Annotated in this window: 20 protein-coding genes; 5 read left to right on the top strand and 15 right to left on the bottom strand. The window is 40.9% G+C overall.

Annotated elements, in window-relative coordinates:
- Window positions 1–50 precede the first annotated feature (50 nt).
- A complete protein-coding gene (locus tag M0221_RS02805; RefSeq protein WP_483284282.1) occupies window positions 51–1,124 on the bottom strand; it encodes an aspartate carbamoyltransferase catalytic subunit in 1,074 nt (357 codons plus the stop codon).
- Between the two features lie 404 nt (window positions 1,125–1,528).
- On the opposite strand from M0221_RS02805, the gene M0221_RS02800 reads away from it, so the two are divergent.
- Complete coding sequence (locus M0221_RS02800; protein WP_483284281.1) at window positions 1,529–2,512, top strand: class 1 fructose-bisphosphatase; 984 nt, start codon at window positions 1,529–1,531, stop codon at window positions 2,510–2,512.
- 98 nt (window positions 2,513–2,610) lie between these two features.
- The gene (locus M0221_RS02795) at window positions 2,611–3,405 is read left to right on the top strand and encodes a TrmH family RNA methyltransferase (protein ID WP_149409893.1); all 795 of its coding nucleotides are present in this window, start codon (window positions 2,611–2,613) and stop codon (window positions 3,403–3,405) included.
- A gap of 100 nt (window positions 3,406–3,505) precedes the next feature.
- Here the strand turns inward: M0221_RS02795 and M0221_RS02790 are convergent, their stop codons facing one another.
- The 7 genes from M0221_RS02790 to M0221_RS02760 form a co-directional block, all read right to left on the bottom strand.
- A complete protein-coding gene (locus tag M0221_RS02790; protein WP_483284280.1) occupies window positions 3,506–4,438 on the bottom strand; it encodes an electron transfer flavoprotein subunit alpha/FixB family protein in 933 nt (310 codons plus the stop codon).
- A 131-nt stretch (window positions 4,439–4,569) separates the two neighbouring features.
- Complete coding sequence (locus M0221_RS02785; protein ID WP_011512880.1) at window positions 4,570–5,319, bottom strand: electron transfer flavoprotein subunit beta/FixA family protein; 750 nt, start codon at window positions 5,317–5,319, stop codon at window positions 4,570–4,572.
- A gap of 589 nt (window positions 5,320–5,908) precedes the next feature.
- Window positions 5,909–6,121, bottom strand: coding sequence for a cold-shock protein (locus M0221_RS02780; protein WP_010196799.1), 213 nt, complete (start codon window positions 6,119–6,121; stop codon window positions 5,909–5,911).
- A 377-nt stretch (window positions 6,122–6,498) separates the two neighbouring features.
- Window positions 6,499–6,924 (bottom strand): hypothetical protein, encoded by a 426-nt coding sequence (locus M0221_RS02775; protein WP_133105423.1) that lies wholly within the window; start codon window positions 6,922–6,924, stop codon window positions 6,499–6,501.
- A gap of 272 nt (window positions 6,925–7,196) precedes the next feature.
- Entirely contained in the window at window positions 7,197–8,213 is a 1,017-nt protein-coding gene (ilvC, locus tag M0221_RS02770) for a ketol-acid reductoisomerase (protein WP_011512878.1), read from the bottom strand.
- A gap of 152 nt (window positions 8,214–8,365) precedes the next feature.
- Entirely contained in the window at window positions 8,366–8,863 is a 498-nt protein-coding gene (gene ilvN / locus M0221_RS02765; RefSeq protein WP_020442822.1) for an acetolactate synthase small subunit, read from the bottom strand.
- Window positions 8,863–10,575, bottom strand: a complete 1,713-nt coding sequence (locus tag M0221_RS02760; RefSeq protein WP_011512876.1) for an acetolactate synthase 3 large subunit — start codon at window positions 10,573–10,575, stop codon at window positions 8,863–8,865. The genes ilvN and M0221_RS02760 overlap by 1 nt, the downstream gene beginning before the upstream one ends.
- A gap of 889 nt (window positions 10,576–11,464) precedes the next feature.
- On the opposite strand from M0221_RS02760, the gene M0221_RS02755 reads away from it, so the two are divergent.
- Window positions 11,465–11,953, top strand: a complete 489-nt coding sequence (locus M0221_RS02755) for a DUF4124 domain-containing protein (RefSeq protein WP_483284279.1) — start codon at window positions 11,465–11,467, stop codon at window positions 11,951–11,953.
- A 48-nt stretch (window positions 11,954–12,001) separates the two neighbouring features.
- Here the strand turns inward: M0221_RS02755 and M0221_RS02750 are convergent, their stop codons facing one another.
- The gene (locus M0221_RS02750; RefSeq protein WP_483284278.1) at window positions 12,002–13,762 is read right to left on the bottom strand and encodes an NAD(P)H-hydrate dehydratase; all 1,761 of its coding nucleotides are present in this window, start codon (window positions 13,760–13,762) and stop codon (window positions 12,002–12,004) included.
- A gap of 222 nt (window positions 13,763–13,984) precedes the next feature.
- On the opposite strand from M0221_RS02750, the gene queG reads away from it, so the two are divergent.
- Window positions 13,985–15,202, top strand: a complete 1,218-nt coding sequence (queG, locus tag M0221_RS02745; protein WP_201530690.1) for a tRNA epoxyqueuosine(34) reductase QueG — start codon at window positions 13,985–13,987, stop codon at window positions 15,200–15,202.
- A 134-nt stretch (window positions 15,203–15,336) separates the two neighbouring features.
- Here queG and lysM read toward each other — a convergent pair whose 3' ends face one another.
- From lysM to M0221_RS02715, 6 genes are all read right to left on the bottom strand, one after another.
- On the bottom strand, window positions 15,337–15,843 hold the full coding sequence (gene lysM / locus M0221_RS02740; protein WP_011512872.1) for a peptidoglycan-binding protein LysM: 507 nt from the start codon (window positions 15,841–15,843) through the stop codon (window positions 15,337–15,339).
- 285 nt (window positions 15,844–16,128) lie between these two features.
- Window positions 16,129–16,365, bottom strand: coding sequence for an acyl carrier protein (gene acpP, locus M0221_RS02735; protein ID WP_011279816.1), 237 nt, complete (start codon window positions 16,363–16,365; stop codon window positions 16,129–16,131).
- Between the two features lie 313 nt (window positions 16,366–16,678).
- Window positions 16,679–17,413: a 3-oxoacyl-ACP reductase FabG gene (gene fabG, locus M0221_RS02730; RefSeq protein ID WP_226939375.1), complete on the bottom strand. Its 735-nt coding sequence runs from the start codon at window positions 17,411–17,413 to the stop codon at window positions 16,679–16,681.
- Window positions 17,404–18,372, bottom strand: a complete 969-nt coding sequence (gene fabD / locus M0221_RS02725; RefSeq protein ID WP_020442817.1) for an ACP S-malonyltransferase — start codon at window positions 18,370–18,372, stop codon at window positions 17,404–17,406. The genes fabG and fabD overlap by 10 nt, the downstream gene beginning before the upstream one ends.
- Before the next feature lie 498 nt (window positions 18,373–18,870).
- On the bottom strand, window positions 18,871–19,053 hold the full coding sequence (gene rpmF / locus M0221_RS02720; RefSeq protein WP_011512869.1) for a 50S ribosomal protein L32: 183 nt from the start codon (window positions 19,051–19,053) through the stop codon (window positions 18,871–18,873).
- Window positions 19,054–19,374: 321 nt separating this feature from the next.
- Window positions 19,375–19,968, bottom strand: a complete 594-nt coding sequence (locus M0221_RS02715) for a YceD family protein (protein ID WP_133105428.1) — start codon at window positions 19,966–19,968, stop codon at window positions 19,375–19,377.
- Window positions 19,969–20,142: 174 nt separating this feature from the next.
- On the opposite strand from M0221_RS02715, the gene M0221_RS02710 reads away from it, so the two are divergent.
- The gene (locus M0221_RS02710; RefSeq protein ID WP_483284277.1) at window positions 20,143–20,940 is read left to right on the top strand and encodes an elongation factor P hydroxylase; all 798 of its coding nucleotides are present in this window, start codon (window positions 20,143–20,145) and stop codon (window positions 20,938–20,940) included.
- The last annotated feature ends 134 nt before the right edge of the window (window positions 20,941–21,074 follow it).

Below are 21,074 nucleotides of genomic sequence, written 5' to 3'. Positions count from 1 at the left end.
ACCGTATCAATAAAATGGGATAAATAAGAATAAAACAGGCGAGCTAAATATTAATGACCAGCCGCTTGATGCGCGCGCTGACCTTCCATCGCCAGTGACAGTACCGCCATACGAATAGCAATGCCGTTATTAACCTGTTTTAAAATCACAGATTGTGCCCCATCGGCAACGCTTGAGGCAATCTCAACACCGCGGTTCATCGGTCCTGGGTGCATAACTAGAGCATCAGGCTTCGCCAGTGCCACGCGCTCAGGAGTAATACCATAGTGCTTATAGTATTCACTCGATGAGGCGAGGAGCGGTGAGCCAATACGCTCATTTTGAATTCTCAAGCCCATAATGACATCACAGTCCGTCACGCATTCATTCATATTCTCATATACTTGCACACCAAAACGCTCAATCCCTTTTGGTAATAACGTACGAGGTGCGCAGACGCGAATGTCTTTTACACCCAATGTTTGTAGCGCACTGATGTCAGAGCGTGCTACTCGCGAGTGTTTGATATCGCCAACGATTGCAACCGACAGCTCTTCAAAAGGACGCGGCGCCTCACGGTGAATAGTCAGCATATCAAGCATGCCTTGCGTTGGATGCGCATGCCAGCCATCACCACCATTGATAATGGCAATATCTGGCGTCACTTCAGTCGCCATAAAATGTGCCGCACCTGATGCTGAATGACGTACCACAAAGATATCTGCCGTCATCGCTTGCAGATTCCATAACGTATCGCGTAAGCTCTCTCCCTTCTTAGTACTAGAGCGTTCGATATCGATATTTAATACATTAGCACCTAAACGTTTTTCTGCTACCTCAAACGTGGTACGCGTGCGCGTCGATGGCTCAAAAAACAGATTCATCACCGTATAGCCTTCAAGCTCAGGACGGTTAATCAGCTGTCCCTTATCATCAAAAAATGACTCAGCTTTAGAGATAATCGCCTGCAGCTGGGCTTTATTAAGACCTTCGATACCTAAAAAATGACGAATACTACCATCAGTATTGAGCTGCGGACGACTCAATGACGCATCAAGTTTTTCATGAATCGTATCAGGATCAAATCTTGCGTAGTCTGTCGGCGAGACGGTAGGTAGTGATTGGCTATCGATAGAATTTGACATAAGGACACGTCTTCATTAAGGGTTTGTATGATTTTATAATAAGTTATCATTCGTTTTTTTAACGGTTTTGGCTCGATAATACGGCAGACATGCATACAGACAAGGACATTTTGCTGCTTATTTGCTACAATTTACCGCAATGATATAAGCAATATTAAAATAGATGTGGCTCTCATTTTAGAGAATAGCAGCACATCATTTGGCAACCGTATCAAAAGACAGCCTCTTAAACCATAATTGAATAATAATAGTGTTAGTGTAGCTGATTTTCAGGTCAGGACAAAGACGCCTTAGTCAGTATTTAACAATATCTCTCATATCAATATAACGTAATCAATTCTTAAACACGCATTCCATACTTAGCTTGTACCATTCTTTATCAGAATTATTCATTAGGAAACACTATGACAACCTTAGCACAGTATTTGAACACTAACGCCACCACTCCTGCCCTCAATGACGTTATTACTACCGTCACTGACGTCGGCAAGACCATCTCACAGCTCTTAAGAAAAGGCGCTTTAGCAGACATCCTTGGTGAAGCGGGTAATCAAAATGTGCAAGGTGAAGACCAGAAGAAGTTAGATGTATTGGCCAACGATTTATTGTTAGATGCATTGGCACAAAACAGCCATTGTGCTGGTGTTGCTTCAGAAGAGCTTGATGACGCTACTCCTGCCAATATTGATGGCAGTTTATTGGTATTGTTTGACCCACTCGATGGCTCGTCTAATATCGACATCAATATGGCTGTCGGCACCATATTCTCGATTTTACCGTACCAGCGTCAAGGTCAAGTTAGTAAAAATAGCGACTTTTTACAAGCGGGTAATCAGCAGCTAGCAGCCGGTTACTTACTATATGGCACCTCTACCGTTCTTGCGCTGACCATCACAGATAATGTAGTCATGTTTAGCCTAGATCCAGATACCAATGACTATGTATTGATAGAAGAAAATGTCACCATCGATGCCGATACTAGCGAATATGCTATCAATGCCTCAAACTACCGTTATTGGCGCGCGCCAATGCAGCAATATATCGATGAGCTTATCGCTGGCGAGACAGGCATACGTGGTCGCGATTTTAATACGCGCTGGGTTGCCGCCATGGTTGGTGATGTTCATCGCATTCTATGCCGCGGTGGCTTATTCACATATCCATTTGATACCAAATACGCCAATAAAGCAGGCAAATTACGTCTCATGTATGAAGCCAATCCCATGAGTTTATTAATTGAACGTGCTAGTGGCGGGGCAACGGATGCAGTCAATCGCATTTTAGATATAGAGCCGATTGACATTCATCAACGTGTGCCTGTAGTACTTGGCAGTAAAAATGAAGTCGACTATATCAAAGAGTTACATTTAAACCATACTGATAAATAAGACATACAAGCACATTTTGACAGCGCCTATAAAGCCATATTTATAATCATTTCATAGGCGCTGTCTATATTTTATACTTTTTCTCTAAGCGATCTATTATGGTAGCAAATCCCACCGAGCTTATTACCTCAGATAAGAATACAACGGTCAAGCTAGTAAAGGCGTTATTGACGCAAGCTCGCCAACGTAACAAACATGGACAAACTGTCATTGAAGGTATTCATCTTATTGATGCTGCCCTTCGTAGTGATTATCCATTTGTGCAAATATTGCTAGCAGAGTCTGCACACCACCATCCAGAGGTGCAGCAAGTTCTCACTCGTCTGCCCACTTATACGCCTATATTAACCTTGTCGGATGCGCTTTATGAAAGTATTCGTAGCTTAGGTACCGGGATTGATATTATGGCAGTGATTAAGATGCCAACCCCTAGCCTATCTATGATTCATGATGACTGCTTGATTCTCAATGACGTTCAAGATAGTGGTAATGTCGGCACATTACTGCGCACCGCAGCAGCTGTTGGAATCAAAAACATACTTTGCACCAGCGCTACTGCGCAAGCTTGGTCACCAAAAACATTACGGGCAGGAATGGGTGCCCAGTTTGCCCTAAATATATATGAGGGATTAAGTGTACAAGAGGTTTTAGACCATGTGCAAACCCCTCTATTTGCCACCAGCTCGCACACTGATACCGTCATCTATCAGCATGATTTAAAAAAACCAATCGCTTGGATTATGGGACATGAAGGTCAAGGGGTTTGTGACGAGCTGATGCAGTGCGCAACCCCTATCGCTCTACCACAGCCCAATGGGCAAGAAAGCCTCAATGTTGCGATTGCAGGCTCACTATGTTTGTATGAGACATTACGTCAAAGAAGTTATAGCTAATATCATTTAACTGAATCAGCAAGACGATTTTTAAGTTGAATACAAAAAAACCCGCAATCAATGATAGCGGGTTTTTTATTTTACTTTCACTAACAAGTACTTAGATTTTACTGGTCAGTTCAGGTAAGGCTGCAAATAAATCAGCTTCTAAGAAGTAATCGGCAACGCTAGCAATAGGTGATTCTGGGTCATTGTTGATAGCAACGATGACTTTAGAATCTTTCATACCCGCTAAATGCTGAATAGCACCTGAAATACCAGCTGCGATATATAAGTCTGGTGCAACGATTTTACCCGTTTGCCCAACCTGCATATCGTTTGGTACATAGCCTGCGTCGACAGCGGCACGTGATGCACCAACAGCAGCGCCAAGTTTATCAGCCAATGGCTCGATATATTTAGTGAAGTTTTCACCATTTGCTAGGGCACGACCACCAGAAACCACGATGCTGGCTGACGTCAATTCAGGACGATCAGATTTAGCCATCTCTTCGTTAACAAAGCTTGATTTGCCAAGCTCTTGCACATTGTCAAGAGTTTCAACAGTGGCTGAACCACCTTCACTTGCTACTGGATCAAAAGCCGTCGTACGTACGGTTAATACCACTTTATCTTCTGTCGTTTTAACCGTTGCAGTCGCATTACCAGCATAGATAGGACGCTCAAACATTTGTGCATCTACCACAGCAGAGATTTCTGATAACATGCTCACATCAAGTAATGCGGCAACGCGTGGTAAGAAATTTTTACCAGTTGTTGTAGCAGGTGCAAGAATATGACTGTACTCACCAGCAATATCAGCGACCAATAGCGCTAAGTTACCTGCCAATTGATGCTCATAAGCTGCGTTGTCGGCTAGCAATACTTTGCTAACGCCTGCTGCTTTTGCTGCTTCGTCAGCTGCTGCTTGCGCACCACTACCAGCGATCAATACATGAATATCACCGCCAATTTGCTGAGCGGCAGCGATCGTATTCAAAGTTGCCTTTTTTAGACTGGCATTGTCGTGTTCTGCATATACCAAAATTGCCATTGTTTTTGTCCTTTATTTATTCGTATCATCTATTCATGAGGTTGTTGGTATACAAAGCCCTATTATGTCCAAGTTCAATAAAACTTATTTAGGACGTCATGGCTTTGCAGTAGATAGGCATTAGCAAAGTATTAAATGACTTTTGCTTCGTTTCTTAGCTTATCGACCAACTCATCAACTGAACCCACTTTGATACCAGCTTTACGCTCAGCAGGTGGTACAACTTTAATGATTTCTTGCTTAGATGCCATATCAACACCAAAATCAGCAGGTGTTTTTTCATCAAGCTGCTTTTTCTTCGCTTTCATGATGTTAGGCAATTTTGCATAACGTGGCTCATTCAAACGTAAATCAGTCGTAATAACCGCTGGCAAATCAAGCGCAACCGTTTGCAAACCACCATCGATTTCACGCGTTACATTAACTTTATCGCCTTCAACTTTTACTTCTGATGCAAATGTACCCTGACCAATACCCATCAATGCCGCTAGCATTTGACCCGTTTGGTTATTATCATCATCAATTGCTTGTTTACCTAGTAAAATAATATCGGTAGCTTCAGATTCAGCGATATTTTTCAGGATTTTAGCGATTTGTAGAGGATAAGGTTTTGCATCAGTTACTACCAAGATGCCACGATCAGCACCCAGTGCTAAAGCAGCACGAATCTGCTCTTGTGACTCTTTTGGACCAATTGAGGCAACGATGATTTCATCAATCACACCCGCTTCTTTAAGACGAACCGCTTCTTCTACTGCAATTTCATCAAAAGGGTTGATTGACATTTTAGTGTTAGATAAATCTACGCCAGAATTATCAGCTTTTACACGAACTTTTACGTTGTAATCAATGACACGCTTGACCGCTACTAATGCTTTCATACGTTCCTCGTTTATTAATGTTATGAATTAAAATTGCCAGTTAAGAACCAAAGGTTCATTTCTTTAAAATCGTCGTTCGAAATAGTACTCAAGGTTGATTGCTGCGTCAGCATCTATAATGTAATAAAAAATATCAGACCATAAACAATATACTGGCATCACACTCTCTATCTATAAAATCTGCCAAAGCTAAGCCAACCGTTATTATCAGACCTATGTATCTTGCGTGAGCTCAGCCCTAAGGTCAAGACAACGCCGTGAATAATGCGTCATAAATTTGTCACCATTCTACAATAAACAGTTTATAAGCGCCTAGTCACACCATTTTCTTATCATTATTCTTATTCTTTTCTGACTTTTACAAGCTATCTAAGTCGTTTATAACCGTTAATATAAACCAATACTATCTCGTTATTATAAGAATTGAATCAAAAAAAGATCATAAAAAAAGCAACCTGATCAGAGGTTGCTCTTTTTTAAAGTCTAAACAGTATTTTTATTGTTTTAACAAACAAAGGCATCAATGCATATTGATAATCTTACTTTCATTAAGCGCGCTGAAGAACAGCTTACTCAATGTCAAATGAGATTAGATAGCTTCGATTTGCTCAGCTTGTGGGCCTTTCTTGCCATCACCTAAGATGAAAGACACTTTTTGGCCTTCGGCTAGAGTTTTGAAACCACCGCCTTGGATAGCGCTGTAGTGAGCGAATACGTCTTGTCCGCCGTTGTCTTGCGCGATAAAACCAAAACCTTTAGCTTCATTAAACCACTTTACAGTGCCTTCAACTTTATCTGACATAAATTTTCCTAACTCTTTAACTGTTGGCGAGACGTGTGTCATCACCGATTAATTGATATATACCTAAGTTTTTCTTGCAGAATGCGTGGATGAAATAATTGAAACCTCTAATAGAGATCTTAATATTTTTACCCGAAATCCTTTGAGTACAAGCTGATTATAACAGCTTTTTTTAAGCGCAACAGCTTAAATTGATGATTTTTGTAACCTATTTAAGTCAATTTTAAATAATTATTACTATTAATTAATTGAGACTTAATACTTTGATATAGAATGTTTTTTTACCATTTACCTTTCGAGATTTACTATGGACTTAGATATCGCTTTCGACAAATCCCAGTGATAGGAATTATATTTGCTACTTTATTAAAAGCAAACTATACAGCAATCGGCAACCACGGTGAGCTCAATACCAATAAACATAGCGCAAAAAATATCAGCGAAAATGACTGACTATAAGCGATATATTTAGCAGGTATGACCAAGTCTTTCGGAGAGTCAGGAATGCCTTTACGCTTCAATAAACGTGCGCCATAGATCCAGCCAAAGGTCGTATAAAGACCGTAAGCCGCTGGTACAGCAACGGCTAGTGGTGTCAAATCAATCGTATATAGCATCACTACTGAGATGAAAAACCATGAGGTATCTAGAATTGAGCTGATTTGAAAGAACTTAGAGTTGGGTAGTTTGCCGCCGGTTTTTTTGAGCATTTCCCCTTCGATCCAAATCAAAACGGCAACGACAGCGCTCAGAGTAATGTATATGAATTGCGGTGTTAGCCAATCAGGATAAGATATTTGCACAACAGACAACCTGTAATTTATAGAATAAAAGAATCCTTGGCATTTATATTGCAAGAATAAAAATAGCGATACCTATTTAACCGAGTAAGCCGTTAATAGATATGATAATGCTTGCCTATATTAGGCAGCGAAGTCAGATTTTCAACCAGTACAGACTGGCGATGATAAAAATACTTTATAAAACACCGCCTACTAAAAATAAAAAGCCCATGCTATCACTGATAACATGGGCTTCTTTAGACTGATTTCTTTACTAATTCATCAATAGCAAATTAGTTTTTGTCTTTATCGATGATTTTATTGCCACCGATCCAAGGCATCATACCACGTAGCTTAGCGCCCGTGATTTCAATTTGATGCTCTGCATTGTTACGACGACGAGCCGTCATTGATGGATAGTTGGTTGCGCCTTCACTGATGAACATTTTTGCGTATTCGCCAGATTGAATGCGTTTTAGCGCATTACGCATGGCTTCACGTGATTGCTCATTGATCACTTCAGGACCAGTCACATATTCGCCATATTCAGCGTTGTTACTGATTGAGTAGTTCATGTCAGCGATACCGCCTTCATACATCAAGTCGACAATAAGCTTTAGCTCATGTAAGCACTCAAAGTAAGCCATTTCTGGTGCATAGCCAGCTTCAGTTAGGGTTTCAAAGCCCATTTTTACTAGCTCTACTGCGCCACCACAAAGAACCGCTTGCTCACCAAATAGGTCAGTTTCAGTTTCATCTTTAAAGGTCGTTTCGATAATACCTGAACGTCCACCACCAACACCAGCAGCATAAGATAGTGCTAATTGCTTGGCTTGACCTGACGCATCTTGATAGATAGCGATAAGATCTGGGATACCACCGCCTTTGGCGAATTCTGAACGAACGGTATGACCTGGTGCTTTTGGTGCCACCATGATGACGTCAAGATCGCTACGTGGTATAACTTGGTTATAATGAATCGCAAAACCATGAGCAAAGGCCAGTGTCGCGCCCTGCTTGATGTTTGGCTCAATCACATCGTTATAAAGCTCTTTTTGGAACTCATCAGGCGTCAAAATCATGATGATGTCAGCCGCTTTTACCGCCTCTTCTACTTCAGCAACTTTTAAGCCAGCATTTTCTGCTTTCTTCCATGAGCCAGAGTTAGCACGTAGACCAACCGTCACATCGACGTTTGAATCTTGTAGGTTAAGCGCGTGCGCATGACCTTGTGAACCATAACCAATAATGGCAACTTTTTTACCTTGTACGATTGATAGATCACAATCTTTATCATAATAAACGTTCATAAACAGAGTCCTTTTCCTAAATCATGGCGTACCATGGATAAATAAACACTTAAATTATAGTCACCTTATCGAAGTGATTGGTGAGATAAGCGCTATGTTGATGTTGAATAAATAAGTTTGAAATACTATATTTTGAAGATCATAAACGCTGATTATAGGCTTAGCGTTTTGTCACCACGAGCAATACCAATGACGCCTGAACGCACTACTTCCATGATACGTTCGCGACCAATAACATCAATAAAACCATCGAGCTTAGCTTTATCGCCGACGATTTGAATCGTATATAAGTTGGCATTGACGTCAACGATCTGTGCACGAAAAATATCGGCACTGCGTTTGATCTCTTCACGTACACCGCCCGTCGCACGTACTTTTATTAGCATCAACTCACGTTCGACGTGTACGGTATCTGAGAGATTAAGCACTTTAACCACTTCGATCAATTTATGCAATTGCTTGGTGATTTGTTCTATTTTTTCAGGTGACGTGACTGTCGTTACTGTCAGACGTGAAATACTTGGATCATCAGTAGGCGCGACGTTTAGCGTTTCGATATTGTAGCCACGTTGTGAGAACAAGCCGACTAAACGCGACAACGAACCCGCTTCGTTTTCCATCAATACCGAAATCAGATGTTGTTGTTGCATTAGGTACGCTCCCCTTTTGTTAACCACATATCACGCATCGTTTGCCCAGCGATTTGCATCGGATATACATGCTCATTACGATCGACGTAAACATCAATAAATACCAACCTGTCTTTTATTGCCATGGCTTCAGCCAATTGTGCTTCCATCGTCGCAGGATCAGTAATCTTGATACCGACGTGACCATAGCTTTCAGCAAGCTTGACAAAGTCTGGTAAAGAATTCATGTAAGAGTGTGCGTGACGACCTTCATATAGCATGTCTTGCCACTGTTTTACCATACCCAACTGTGCATTATTCAAGTTTAGGATTTTAACTGGCAAATCATACTGCAAACAGGTAGACAGTTCTTGGATATTCATCTGAATAGAGCCTTCACCGGTAATACAAACCACATCACGCTCAGGATTAGCAAGTTTGGCTGCCATCGCATACGGCAAGCCAACACCCATAGTACCAAGACCACCTGAGTTCAGCCATTGACGTGGCTCATTATAGGTATAGTAAAGCGCGGCAAACATCTGATGTTGACCCACGTCACTCGTGATAATCGCATTACTATTAGTCACTTTATCTAAAGCTTGAACGACCGCTTGTGGCTTAATACCATTATCGGTACTGGTGTCATAGCGCAAACCATGACGCTTGCGCCACTCATTAATCTGTGACCACCAATCCAACAACGCCGGTTGGTCTAACTCTTTATCTTCGCCAATAATGTCTATCATGTCAGTAAGCACTGATTTCACATCGCCAACGATAGGAATATGAGCAAAGATCGTTTTTGAGATAGACGTTGGGTCAATATCAATATGAATAATCGTCGCATTTGGACAGAATTTTTTGACGTTATTGGTCACACGATCATCAAAGCGTGCCCCAACTGCCAATATAACGTCAGAATGATGCATGGTCATATTGGCTTCATAAGTGCCATGCATACCAAGCATACCCAAGAACTGCTCATCAGAGCCAGGAAAAGCACCCAAACCCATTAAGGTATTGGTGACTGGTAGGTTTAAACGATGGGCAAGCGCCGTTAATTCTTTATAGGCATTACCTAAAACTACACCGCCACCAGAATAGATAATCGGGCGCTTAGCCGCAAGTAAGGTTTCAACCGCCTTTTTGATTTGACCACTATGACCTTTTAATGACGGCTGATATGAGCGTATAAATACCTCTTTTGGATATTCATAAGCAAATTTTTCGCTAGGCGCAGTCATGTCTTTTGGCACATCGATGACAACAGGACCCGGACGTCCAGACTGGGCAATATAAAAGGCTTTTTTGACAATCATTGGGATTTCGCTAGCATGGCGAACTTGAAAGCTATGCTTCACGATTGGGCGTGATACACCAATCATATCGGTTTCTTGGAAAGCATCTTCACCGATCAGACTACTAGGCACCTGACCTGCGATGATCACCATCGGTACAGAATCCATAAAAGCAGTGGCAATAGCTGTCACTGTATTGGTCGCACCAGGACCTGAAGTCGCTAGCACCACACCCGTGTTGCCAGTTACTCGTGAATAAGCATCTGCCATGTGACCTGCGGCTTGTTCATGACGTACCAGAATATGCTCAACATTGTCTTGTTGAAATAAGGCGTCATAGATATGAAGGACCGCACCGCCTGGATAACCAAAAATGTATTTGACGCCCTCATCCGTTAGTGCTTGCACCAACATCTCAGCGCCAGATAGCATGACAGGCTCATTGCTTCCTTCGGCAAGGCGTTGCTGCTTTTCAGGGAAATTCTTGGCAGCATGACCCGTTTGGGTATGTCCAGTCATATTCGGACTTTGCGTGGTTTGCGTCACTGTCGTCACCTTTTTTTGTGGCAAGAATATGTGCCCGCTACGTCTAAGTTACGCTGTGTTATAGGACAGCATATTACTCAAACATAGCAATATATTTAAGGTCAGCTTTGCGACAGGGTTTTATCGATATACAGTGACAAGATGCGAGTGCATCTATAAAAGAAGCTTATTATTTGTAGTGCATACAAGGTTGCGCTAATGACAAATAGACGGATACAGAATGATAGAACAAATCTCAAAGCTTATATTTTATAGCTTATATCATGTTATATGATTACGAAATCTTATAACCTGTTTGATGAGGAGATGTTAAAAACACACATGACACTCTATTTTTACAACAGCAAAATCTTACGAGACACAGTAATAATAAGTTTATCTTAGTCATTGTAGACAGATAAGTCCGGAGACAATAAATATAGATTTGAATAGCATTATTACAAGCGCTATTTATTTTATATCATTGTCACAAAGATAATAAGGCTAAGCAAGCTACCGATAAGCAACCCGTAGTCCTTATTTTCAAGTGCCACGGCAATATCATAAAAGCCGCTCACTGACCAATCAACTGCTATTATATTCGATGGTTTGTGAGCTATTGTCAAGAAAAACTTCTAAACCCTATCCCCAACTATTGGTTATTAAACAATGTACATTCATAAGTATTATTTGCTAGAATCAAGCCATTATGTATTTATATTGTTATCGATTCTATTAACCCTTATGCTTAACTGAACGATAGCTGTATTTTTTACCCATTAAGAGGGCTGTTACTATGGCACAAGCGTCTACGATAAGCACTGCTACCAAACTACTTATCAGTGTCAGCACTGCGTGTATGTTCATATTACCAATGAGCGCCACTCATGCCATTCAGGTATACAAATCTATTGGCGCACATGGCGAAGTCAAGTACAGCCAATATGCGCCGCAAAATGGTAGGAATATCGAAGTTATCGAGTTTCGTAGTGACGGTAGACAGAGCAATGCTGGACAGCTGGCAGGTAAAACCGAAGCCAATCAAAGTGCGCCGCAAAGCGCAGAAGAACAGCGCGTTGCCCAATTAGAAGCACGCATCAAAGAGCAAGAAGCCCAAGCGAATGCCCAGCGTTGTCAATCGTTACGCAATAATTTAACCAATCTAAATGTGGGCGGACGTATTTATGAGATGGATGCCAATGGCAAACGTCAATATCTAGATGGTCGTGAGATTGAGCTTAAGCGTGAACGTGTTCAACAAGCCATTACCCAGTATTGTGGCTAATCTTCAATTTGGTGTTTAAACACATTTAGCTGAGGTGACATTAAATCGTTAAAGGCTATCTGTTATGAGATGCATCACATGACGGATAGCTGCTGGCATATCTTGAGCTTGCAGACCTCGCTGCCCCACCAATAATAAATTATCATCGTTATTTCTCGTCTGGTTGACTAAAACATCGCCTGCTAATCCATGGATAATGACTGCTTGGTGCAAACTGCGTAGTTCATGTTTTAAATCATCCTGTGCCCATAGTCCAGTAATGACACCTGTAAGTACATCACCCATACCAGCGGTCGCCATGCCAGCATTGCCCACACCGCACACATAAACATGCGGTTGCGCTGATTGCTGCTCCAGAATTAACGACCCTGCTCCCTTTAACACCCAATCACCGCCATAAATTGCTGCACACTCTGTTATTGCAGCCAATCTATCATTTTCTATCTCATTTACCTTTTTATTTAATAATCTAGCAGCTTCCCCACTATGTGGCGTTAAACACACTTGATAATTTTTACTATGTGCTTTTAACTCAGCTATCAGCATATGGTTTTCCCGATGCAATGAAGCCAAATGATAGAGACCATCGGCATCAATGATTATATGCTTACCTGCTGCTACCGCAGCCTGCAGATATTCAATAAATAGCAATTTTGCTTTTTCATCACGCCCCAGACCCATACCAATAGCAATCACACTGGCCTCTTTAATTAGGCGTTTTACTCCTTTGGTATCATGCAAATCCATGCTCATTGCATCTGCTAGCGAGGTTAATAACGCCCCATGGTAAGCCTTATGGCAGGCAACTGTTATTTTACCACTGCCCGTCGCCATCGCGCTCGATGCCGATAATATGGCTGCTCCGCCCATGCCTTGTGAGTTATCAATACGATTGCCGCCAATGATTAATACATGCCCATAGCTGCCTTTATGGCTGTTTTGTCTGCGTGGCTTTAATCGATAAGGCAAATTAATAAGGGTGGCGATAGGAATAAGCGCGTTATCATTTGCTAGATGGGGTATCAGCGGTATATCAATCACGGCGCCGCTATAATCGAGCCCGTCTTTGGTATGCAGACCAAATTTACGTGCGATCAGACATAAGGTCACATCTGCGGCTATCGCAACACGCTCAAATACCTGACCAGTAGAGGCAACCAAGCCACTTGGGATATCAACCGCGATGACCACTGCTTTAAAATGCTCTGTTACTTCGTTAAAAGCGCAAATTGCTTGCTGATAAATATCGCTCGCTGCACGATTGAATCCAATACCAAATATCGCATCGATATAAACATCCGCCGGCAAAGCGCTCATGCTTCTATCATCGATATTTTCGAAACATCGATATTTACAATCAGCAGATAGTGCCAGCTGTAACGCCTTTGTCGCATCAGCAATTGGATTTTTACTATCTTCATTAAAACTTTCTATATTATCTTTTATAACAAAATCTTGTTTCTCAAAGCCAACCGTAATGATTTGTACTTGCCAGCCTCTCTGCTGTAAATAATACGCAACAAGCCACCCATCGCCACCATTATTACCTTTTCCGACCCAAACACTGACACGGCACGGACGATTAACAGGACGAGAGGCAATGCCCTGCTTTGCTAATTGCTCATTCAAACATTTTTCTTCATAAAGTATCTCAATATGCTTCACCATTTGCCAAGCCGCTTGTTGCATTAGAGCAAAGCTGTTATTGCCTTGTGCAAACCATGCTTGTTCCATCGCATAGAGCTGCTTGCTGCTATATAGAGCGATAGGCATGGTAGTTTTCGATGACAATTCATTTGACGTTGGCATGACTAACCCTCGATTATTCTTATAAGATTTGGCTAAGCTTCTGACTTATTATCAGTACAAACCAAAATTGATGTATGTATTTGCTGCTATTGACTTTAAGGTCAATTAATTAGGTTTAATCTATATAAATCTATATTTATATGGATTTATTCACTTTGATACTTGCGCTCTTCGCTCACTGGCTTATCATATCCATATTCACATTATCATTGATCGTCAGATATGAGCAATAAATCTCAAACAAACTCTCAAACGCAGATGCCATCATTACCTACTAGCGTCACTGCTAAAAAGATTGCTATCAATAATACGCATGATTTTACTACTACAGCAGATATTAAACACTGGATTAAAGAGACAGCGCAATCGTTAGGGTTTGCAGATTGCGGCTTTTTATCGGTACATCACCCTTTGTTTGTTAAGCAGACTGAACAGTTAAAGCAGTGGTTGGCCAAAGGCTATGAAGCACAATTACAGTTTATGCACAGCAATCATCATCTGCGTGCACACCCTGAGCAACTGGTAGAAGGCGCAAAAACCATTATTAGTGTGCGTATGGATTATCTCACTCAAACCCCAACACCACGTACTGTGACTGACAATAATTATCCTAACCAAGGTATCATTGCTCGCTATGCAAGAGGGCGCGACTATCATAAAACCATGCGCAGTCGCCTTAAGCAGCTGGCGTTAAAAATCGAGGCGATGCTTCCTGAATGGCGACATCTAGATATTGGCGCTGACACAGATTTTATTTTTAGACCTTTTAGTGACTCAGCTCCTATCTTTGAGCGACCGATTGCTGATGCTGCGGGTCTTGGCTGGACTGGCAAGCATACATTACTCATAAACAAACAAGCCGGCTCGTTCTTTGTGCTCGGAGAGCTGTTTATGAGCCTTGAACTACCTGACGATGAGCCAGTTAAAGAGCATTGCGGCAGTTGCAGCGCCTGTATTGATATCTGTCCCACTCAAGCCATTGTCGCCCCTTATGAGCTTAATGCGTCAGCTTGCATCTCTTATCTTACGATTGAACATGACGGTATTATCGATGAAAAATACCGCCGCGCTATTGGTAATCGTATCTTTGGCTGTGATGATTGTCAGCTGATTTGCCCATGGAACCGTTATGCCAATCTGACGCCCGTAGAGGATTTTGCGCCAAGGCATCGCCTTGATAGCAGCAGTTTGCTGGAATTGTGGCAATGGCAAGAAGCAGAGTTTATGAAAAAGACCGAAGGTAGCCCACTTAGACGCACCGGTTATGTGAATTTTCTGCGTAATATCGCTATCGGTCTTGGCAATGCCACTGGTAATCAAGAAATCATCGAAGCATTACAAGCAAAACTGGGGCTACATAACACTATGCTTGACGAACATATAGATTGGGCGATCGCTGAACAGCGTCATAAATTGGATATCTTACTTATTAATAATTAGAAGCCTAATTTTTAACTCTATATTTTATACATAAAAAAACACCTCATATTTTGAGGTGTCTTTATACAGCCATATTCTAAGTATCCAAAATACTATGAGTGTTTCGATACTTATAACGACTTAAAAAATGATAACTATTTAGGAATACGTAGTACTTGACCAGGATAAATCTTGTCTGGGTCAGACAACATCGGCTTATTGGCTTCAAATATCTTCATATAATCACCAGTTGAACCATAAACATCTTTTGCAATTTTAGATAAGCTATCACCAGATTTTACAGTGTACATAGTCGACTCAGGTGACTGCTCTTCAATATCGATATTATCAATGACTTTAGCCACGTTTTGTACATTACCGATGGCAATAATAGCTTTTTCGCGATCAGCTTGAGTCTTAGCTTTACCGCTAATTTCTGCAGTATCGGTTGACCCATTATACTTAATCTTTAAATCACTAATATTTAGATTTTGCTGCTGAATACGACGAAGTAAAATATTGGCTACTGATTGCGCTGAAGGCTCAGTACTCTGTACTGGTGTATTAGCGTCTGCTTTGGTTTCTACTTTAGCGTCATGCTTGGCGTCATCACGATTAAAGATTTTATCACCAATGTCTTTTGCAAAACTGAACATACCCATATAACTGCTCCTTAAAATATTATTAATTATTGTGCATCATTGTTATTTCGATGATAACGCATATCAGTTATCACCCTTTTTTGCTTACCATTATGAGTATAAGCAAAGGCATGAACGATAAACAGTAAGAGTATGTTGAGTAATGTTGATTTGGCGTAGCTAATGTTAACGCTAATATTAAATCAGTTGTTATAAGTGTAATAATAAAGAGAAATGACAAACATAAAAAAACCGCCTATCTATTAAGATAAGCGGTCATATCGAACCTATTGAGCAAGTCGCTAATTATAGCTGTGCTTGTACGTAGTCGATTGCTTTTTGAACAGTCGTTAATTCTGCTGAATCTTCGTCAGGAATTGTGATGCCAAAATCGCTTTCAAATGACATAACCAACTCAACTAAATCCAGTGAATCAGCGCCTAAGTCTTCCATAAATGAAGCATCATTGTTGATGTCTTCAACATTCATACCTAGTTGCTCAGCTACGGCAGCTTTAACTCTTTGCTCGGTATCATTACTCATGTAGATTTCTCCTTTTTGATCTATTATTTTGACAAACTACTATAATCACGTGGTTAGCCACTATAGCATTGTATATAAATGGGATTTTCAGATCCATATAGCCATCTGAGTGTACTATAACAAGTTATACATTCTGTACTAATATCTAGTAAAGCCTTGCTATCATACATGGCTTTGACTTAAAAGTATTCGACATTATAGCACCCTTTATTATAGTTTACACTCGTTCACACAGTTTTTTATTATAAGTATGTAACACTTGGGATTCAGCACTAATTGCTATCGCATGTAGGAAAAATCCGACAGCAAACTGCTACATATACATGCCGCCATTGACCGGCAAAACAGCACCTGTGATATAACTGGCTTCGTCACTGGCTAAAAACAGTACAGCAGCAGCGATATCTTCTGGTTGACCCAAACGGCTGATAGGTACAGCATCTAACATGGAGTTCAATAAACGCTCATCAAGCTCATCAGTCATATCTGTTTCAATCAAACCTGGCGCGACGCAGTTAATGGTTACTTGACGTGAACCAATTTCGCGCGCGAGCGTACGGCTAAAACCCTCTACGCCAGCTTTAGTCGCCGCATAGTTAGATTGACCGGCATTGCCCATTTGAGCAACCACAGAGGTAATATTGATAATACGACCACGGCGTGCTTTCATCATGCCGCGGATAGCACGTTTGCTCATACGATAAACAGAAGTTAGATTGGTATCTATCACATTGTCCCAATCTTCATCTTTCATACGCATCAATAAGCCATCTTGAGTGATACCAGCATTATTTACCAATACTTGAACAGCACCATAAACGCTTTCTATCTCTTCAAATAGCTTGTCAATCTGCGCAGTATCGCGTACATCTAAAACACGACCAATACCGCCACTATCATTTAGATAGTCATCAATCTGTGCAGCCCCTTTTTCAGTGGTGGCTGTCCCAATGACAAAATGTCCTTCCTTAGCAAAGCGTTTGGCGACGGCTTTGCCGATACCGCGGCTTGCGCCTGTGACTAATGTGATCGTACGGCTCATGATAATACCTCCAGCAATTTATCTAGACGAGCGGGCTTGTCAGTCGGATAGCTCATAATTGGATGCGCTTGACGCTTCGCCAAATTACTCAAGACGTTACCACTACCACACTCAATTAAAATATTAATTTGTTTATCTGCCAGCTCTTGCATGGTTTTTGACCATAGTACTGGCTGACTTAATTGTTCGGTTAATGCCTCTTTAATACCTGCCGCACTGGTTTCAACACGTGCATGACGGTTTTGAATCACAGGAATCGTTGCTTGATCAAACTTAATCGCGGCAAGCTCTGCTGCCAACGCTTTACTAGCCGGCTCCATCAAAGCGCAGTGTGACGGCACACTTACCTTTAATGGAATGGCTTTTTTGCCAGTATTTTGCACTTTATCAATGACGGCATTAACGCCTGCAGCATTACCAGAAACCACCACTTGCCCTGGGCTATTAAAATTTGCTGCACCAACAATCGCATCATCTACATGCTCGGTTGCTTGCTCACACAAATTTTCGACTCGGTGATCTTCCAAACCTAGTACTGCTGCCATAGCCGTATCAATACCCACTACAGCGTCTTGCATCAATTGACCACGCTTATGTACCAGTTTCACGGCATCAGCAAGTGACAGCACGTTAGCTGCGCAAAGGGCGCTATATTCGCCAAGGGAATGACCAGCTAGGTAACAAGGCTTATCCTTTATTTTTTGTTGTAAGATGCGCCAAATAGCGATACTAGCGGTCAATAACGCAGGCTGTGTATAGTGCGTTTGATTAAGTTTTTCTTCATCTTGACAGATTGCCCACAAATCTTCGCCTAAGGCCACACTTGCTTCAGTAAAGGTTTCAAGAATTTCAGGATAGGTATCAGCAAGCTCGCTTGTCATACCGACTACTTGTGAGCCTTGCCCAGGAAACAGTATTGCAATACGGGTTGGTTGTTTTTTTATCATATCGGGTACAGAGCCCATAACCAATATTCCTTATTTGATTGGAAACACCCCTAGCGTAAATGGGGCTAATCGTAGAGTTAAAGACTATAATAGGATATTAATTTTATAGAGCCGTTACTGTCACTAGTCCTTTAAGACAGCATACTCTTATGAAACTATACACTGACATCGGTAATTAACAAAGCTGCTAAAAAGTTAATTGTTTGTCTCGCTTAGATAAATCCTTTGATGTGACTTATACTAGATAGCTAATTCTTCATAACTGATGCGTTAAAACAGCCGTCAACAGCTAACAGTCAATAAACAGTACTAAAAACTAATAATTAATAATTAATAATTAATACTATTACTAAAAAACCCATAGCAAAAAGCCAAGTTATCTAGCCACATAATATATGATAGCGAAATAACTTGGCTTTCATTAGCTCAAACCAATTGCTGAATAATAGTCTGATAAAGAACATCGACAGTCATAAAAACCATCATCATCTTTAGCAGCCATCAAATAACAATAAATTAAGCGTCTTGACTTACTTTAAACAACTGACGACCACGATAAAAACCATCTTTGGTCATGTGATGACGACGATGTTTTTCACCAGTAGTAGCATCAACGCTTATTTCAGCGATTTCCATACGATGATGTGAACGGCGCATGTCACGACGTGAACGACTTTTACGACTTTTTTGAACGGCCATGATATAGCTCCTATACTTAAAAGGGATAAGCTTGAAATTCAGCTTTAATCGACACTGACAGAGGCTATATAATCACAACAACCTAAGTCTTACGCATCATTAGTTAAATAGATTGCCACGTATTAAAGTGTTGATTACGTCTAAAATCTATAGTTAGTCTGCAAGGTTAGCTTCTCTCTGCCAATGGCAGATTGCTAGAATGCAATAAACGGGACATTATACGCATGTTTAACGGATTAATAAAGCCCTGCTTTTCACTCTTCTGCATAAAGTGGGCAAAAATATAATAGAACATATCTTTTATAAATGCCGTTTATAGCGTTATAAGTTACCTTTCAAAGATGCTAAAGCAGCAAAAGGATTTTCGGTTTCTTCTTCTTCAGGTATTTCACCAAACTGCTCAACACTCATTTCACAGTCATCATGCTTTGGCGCCATTGGCGTTTTGAGCAAAATTTCATCTTCTACCAATTTTTTGAATGGTAATAGTCGCTCTGGCGATTGCTCAGTGACAATTTCGTCTAACAATAAATAATCTTGCTCTTCATTAACTAGGCGTATTTGGCTTTCATTATCAAGAAGCGCAATATCATACTCATCACTCAAATCAATAGCAATCGGTTGCAGACAGCGCTGGCAAGTCAGCCAGACTTCACCAGTCAATGTGAAAGCCAAATGCAGTACATTGTTACGACGATACAGAGTGGTATTTAGCACAATATTTGATTGTTCATGCTCGCTAGCTAAAATAGTCGCAAGACGCTCAAAAGAGTGGGGAGCTTCTTCACCTGCCCATTCAAAGCCAGTGTCTTCCCACTTATTTAAAGAGATGTTATCAGGCATGCTGGTTGACGTAGGCACTTGTACTTTACTAGCATGAAGCGCTGACGGCTTGTTATCTTGGGTGCTTGACATACGCGGCCTCATTGATCAAAAACGGTGTATAATATTGCCTGCCATACTAACGGAAAGCGCCCTGTTGCGCTAGCGCTAGTATGTTAATATTTTTTGGCAATTTCCTTGTCATTGTTTACCTAAAGAGATGGGACATCCTGCTCTATCATCCTTTACTTGATTAAAGTTTTATTTATGATATCGCCTACCGTTTCTCCTGATTTTTCCAATTTATTATCTACTATTGATGCCAAAAATTTATTACACCGTTTGAATGAATTGCAAAGTCAGAAAACAAATCCTACTGAACATAGTATCAATCTTGAGGCAGATGCCTCATTAAAAAAACTGTCATTACAGTGGCAATATTTGGCTAATAACTATTTGATTCATTCTGCTAAAGAGATCATTGAGCCTATCAAAGTATGCGAATTTATTCAAAACAGTTTAACCGATCTTAATTTACAAAATGAATTATCGTTTGAAGGTATTGAGCAAGCACTGACTGATTGGCTTATTGATCTATTTAATCATTTATTTATCAGCAAACAGGTTATCTTGGTTCGTAGCACTGGCGAGCCCGAATACTTTCCTGCCCAGAGCAATCAACCCGCAAGAATTGAGTTTGCTCATGGATTTTTTGCTAGTGCATTGCATGAAATAAGCCATTTTTGTATGGCAGGTGAACGACGTAGACAACTACCTGACTTTGGCTACTGGTATGCACCTGACGGACGCTCAGCGGCTCAGCAGCAGGCATTCGAACGTGTTGAGGTTAAGCCGCAAGCTATAGAGTGTTTGTTTACATTAGCTTGTGGACGACCTTTTCAAGTATCACAAGACAATCTATTTGCAGATTTTGATACCAGTGGTAGTACTTTTGCTCAAGATGTTTATCAACAAGTTCAAGCATATATCACTAAACCAGATACCTTACCATCTGATGCTAAAACCTTGCTACAAGCTTTACTCACTATCTGCGCCGTATCTTAGCTAAAACCTACAATGTAAGATTTTTTATTATTGTCATCAAAACTCATTACACGACTGGCTATTGTTAACGATTTTATACTCACGTTAACGCCTTGCCCATAAACTTATATTTACTTTACGCTATACTACTTAAT

The sequence above is a fragment of the Psychrobacter sp. ANT206 genome (genome assembly GCF_056880555.1).
This window is presented reverse-complemented; position numbering and strand designations above follow the sequence as displayed.

Coding starts and splice junctions, on each gene's coding strand:
- M0221_RS02805 (WP_483284282.1), bottom strand. CDS start 1,124: ATGTCAAATTCTATCGATAGCCAATCACTACCTACCGTCTCGCCGACA.
- M0221_RS02800 (WP_483284281.1), top strand. CDS start 1,529: ATGACAACCTTAGCACAGTATTTGAACACTAACGCCACCACTCCTGCC.
- M0221_RS02795 (WP_149409893.1), top strand. CDS start 2,611: ATGGTAGCAAATCCCACCGAGCTTATTACCTCAGATAAGAATACAACG.
- M0221_RS02790 (WP_483284280.1), bottom strand. CDS start 4,438: ATGGCAATTTTGGTATATGCAGAACACGACAATGCCAGTCTAAAAAAG.
- M0221_RS02785 (WP_011512880.1), bottom strand. CDS start 5,319: ATGAAAGCATTAGTAGCGGTCAAGCGTGTCATTGATTACAACGTAAAA.
- M0221_RS02780 (WP_010196799.1), bottom strand. CDS start 6,121: ATGTCAGATAAAGTTGAAGGCACTGTAAAGTGGTTTAATGAAGCTAAA.
- ilvC (WP_011512878.1), bottom strand. CDS start 8,213: ATGAACGTTTATTATGATAAAGATTGTGATCTATCAATCGTACAAGGT.
- ilvN (WP_020442822.1), bottom strand. CDS start 8,863: ATGCAACAACAACATCTGATTTCGGTATTGATGGAAAACGAAGCGGGT.
- M0221_RS02760 (WP_011512876.1), bottom strand. CDS start 10,575: ATGCTATCTGGCGCTGAGATGTTGGTGCAAGCACTAACGGATGAGGGC.
- M0221_RS02755 (WP_483284279.1), top strand. CDS start 11,465: ATGGCACAAGCGTCTACGATAAGCACTGCTACCAAACTACTTATCAGT.
- M0221_RS02750 (WP_483284278.1), bottom strand. CDS start 13,762: ATGCCAACGTCAAATGAATTGTCATCGAAAACTACCATGCCTATCGCT.
- queG (WP_201530690.1), top strand. CDS start 13,985: ATGAGCAATAAATCTCAAACAAACTCTCAAACGCAGATGCCATCATTA.
- lysM (WP_011512872.1), bottom strand. CDS start 15,843: ATGGGTATGTTCAGTTTTGCAAAAGACATTGGTGATAAAATCTTTAAT.
- acpP (WP_011279816.1), bottom strand. CDS start 16,365: ATGAGTAATGATACCGAGCAAAGAGTTAAAGCTGCCGTAGCTGAGCAA.
- fabD (WP_020442817.1), bottom strand. CDS start 18,372: ATGGGCTCTGTACCCGATATGATAAAAAAACAACCAACCCGTATTGCA.
- rpmF (WP_011512869.1), bottom strand. CDS start 19,053: ATGGCCGTTCAAAAAAGTCGTAAAAGTCGTTCACGTCGTGACATGCGC.
- M0221_RS02715 (WP_133105428.1), bottom strand. CDS start 19,968: ATGTCAAGCACCCAAGATAACAAGCCGTCAGCGCTTCATGCTAGTAAA.
- M0221_RS02710 (WP_483284277.1), top strand. CDS start 20,143: ATGATATCGCCTACCGTTTCTCCTGATTTTTCCAATTTATTATCTACT.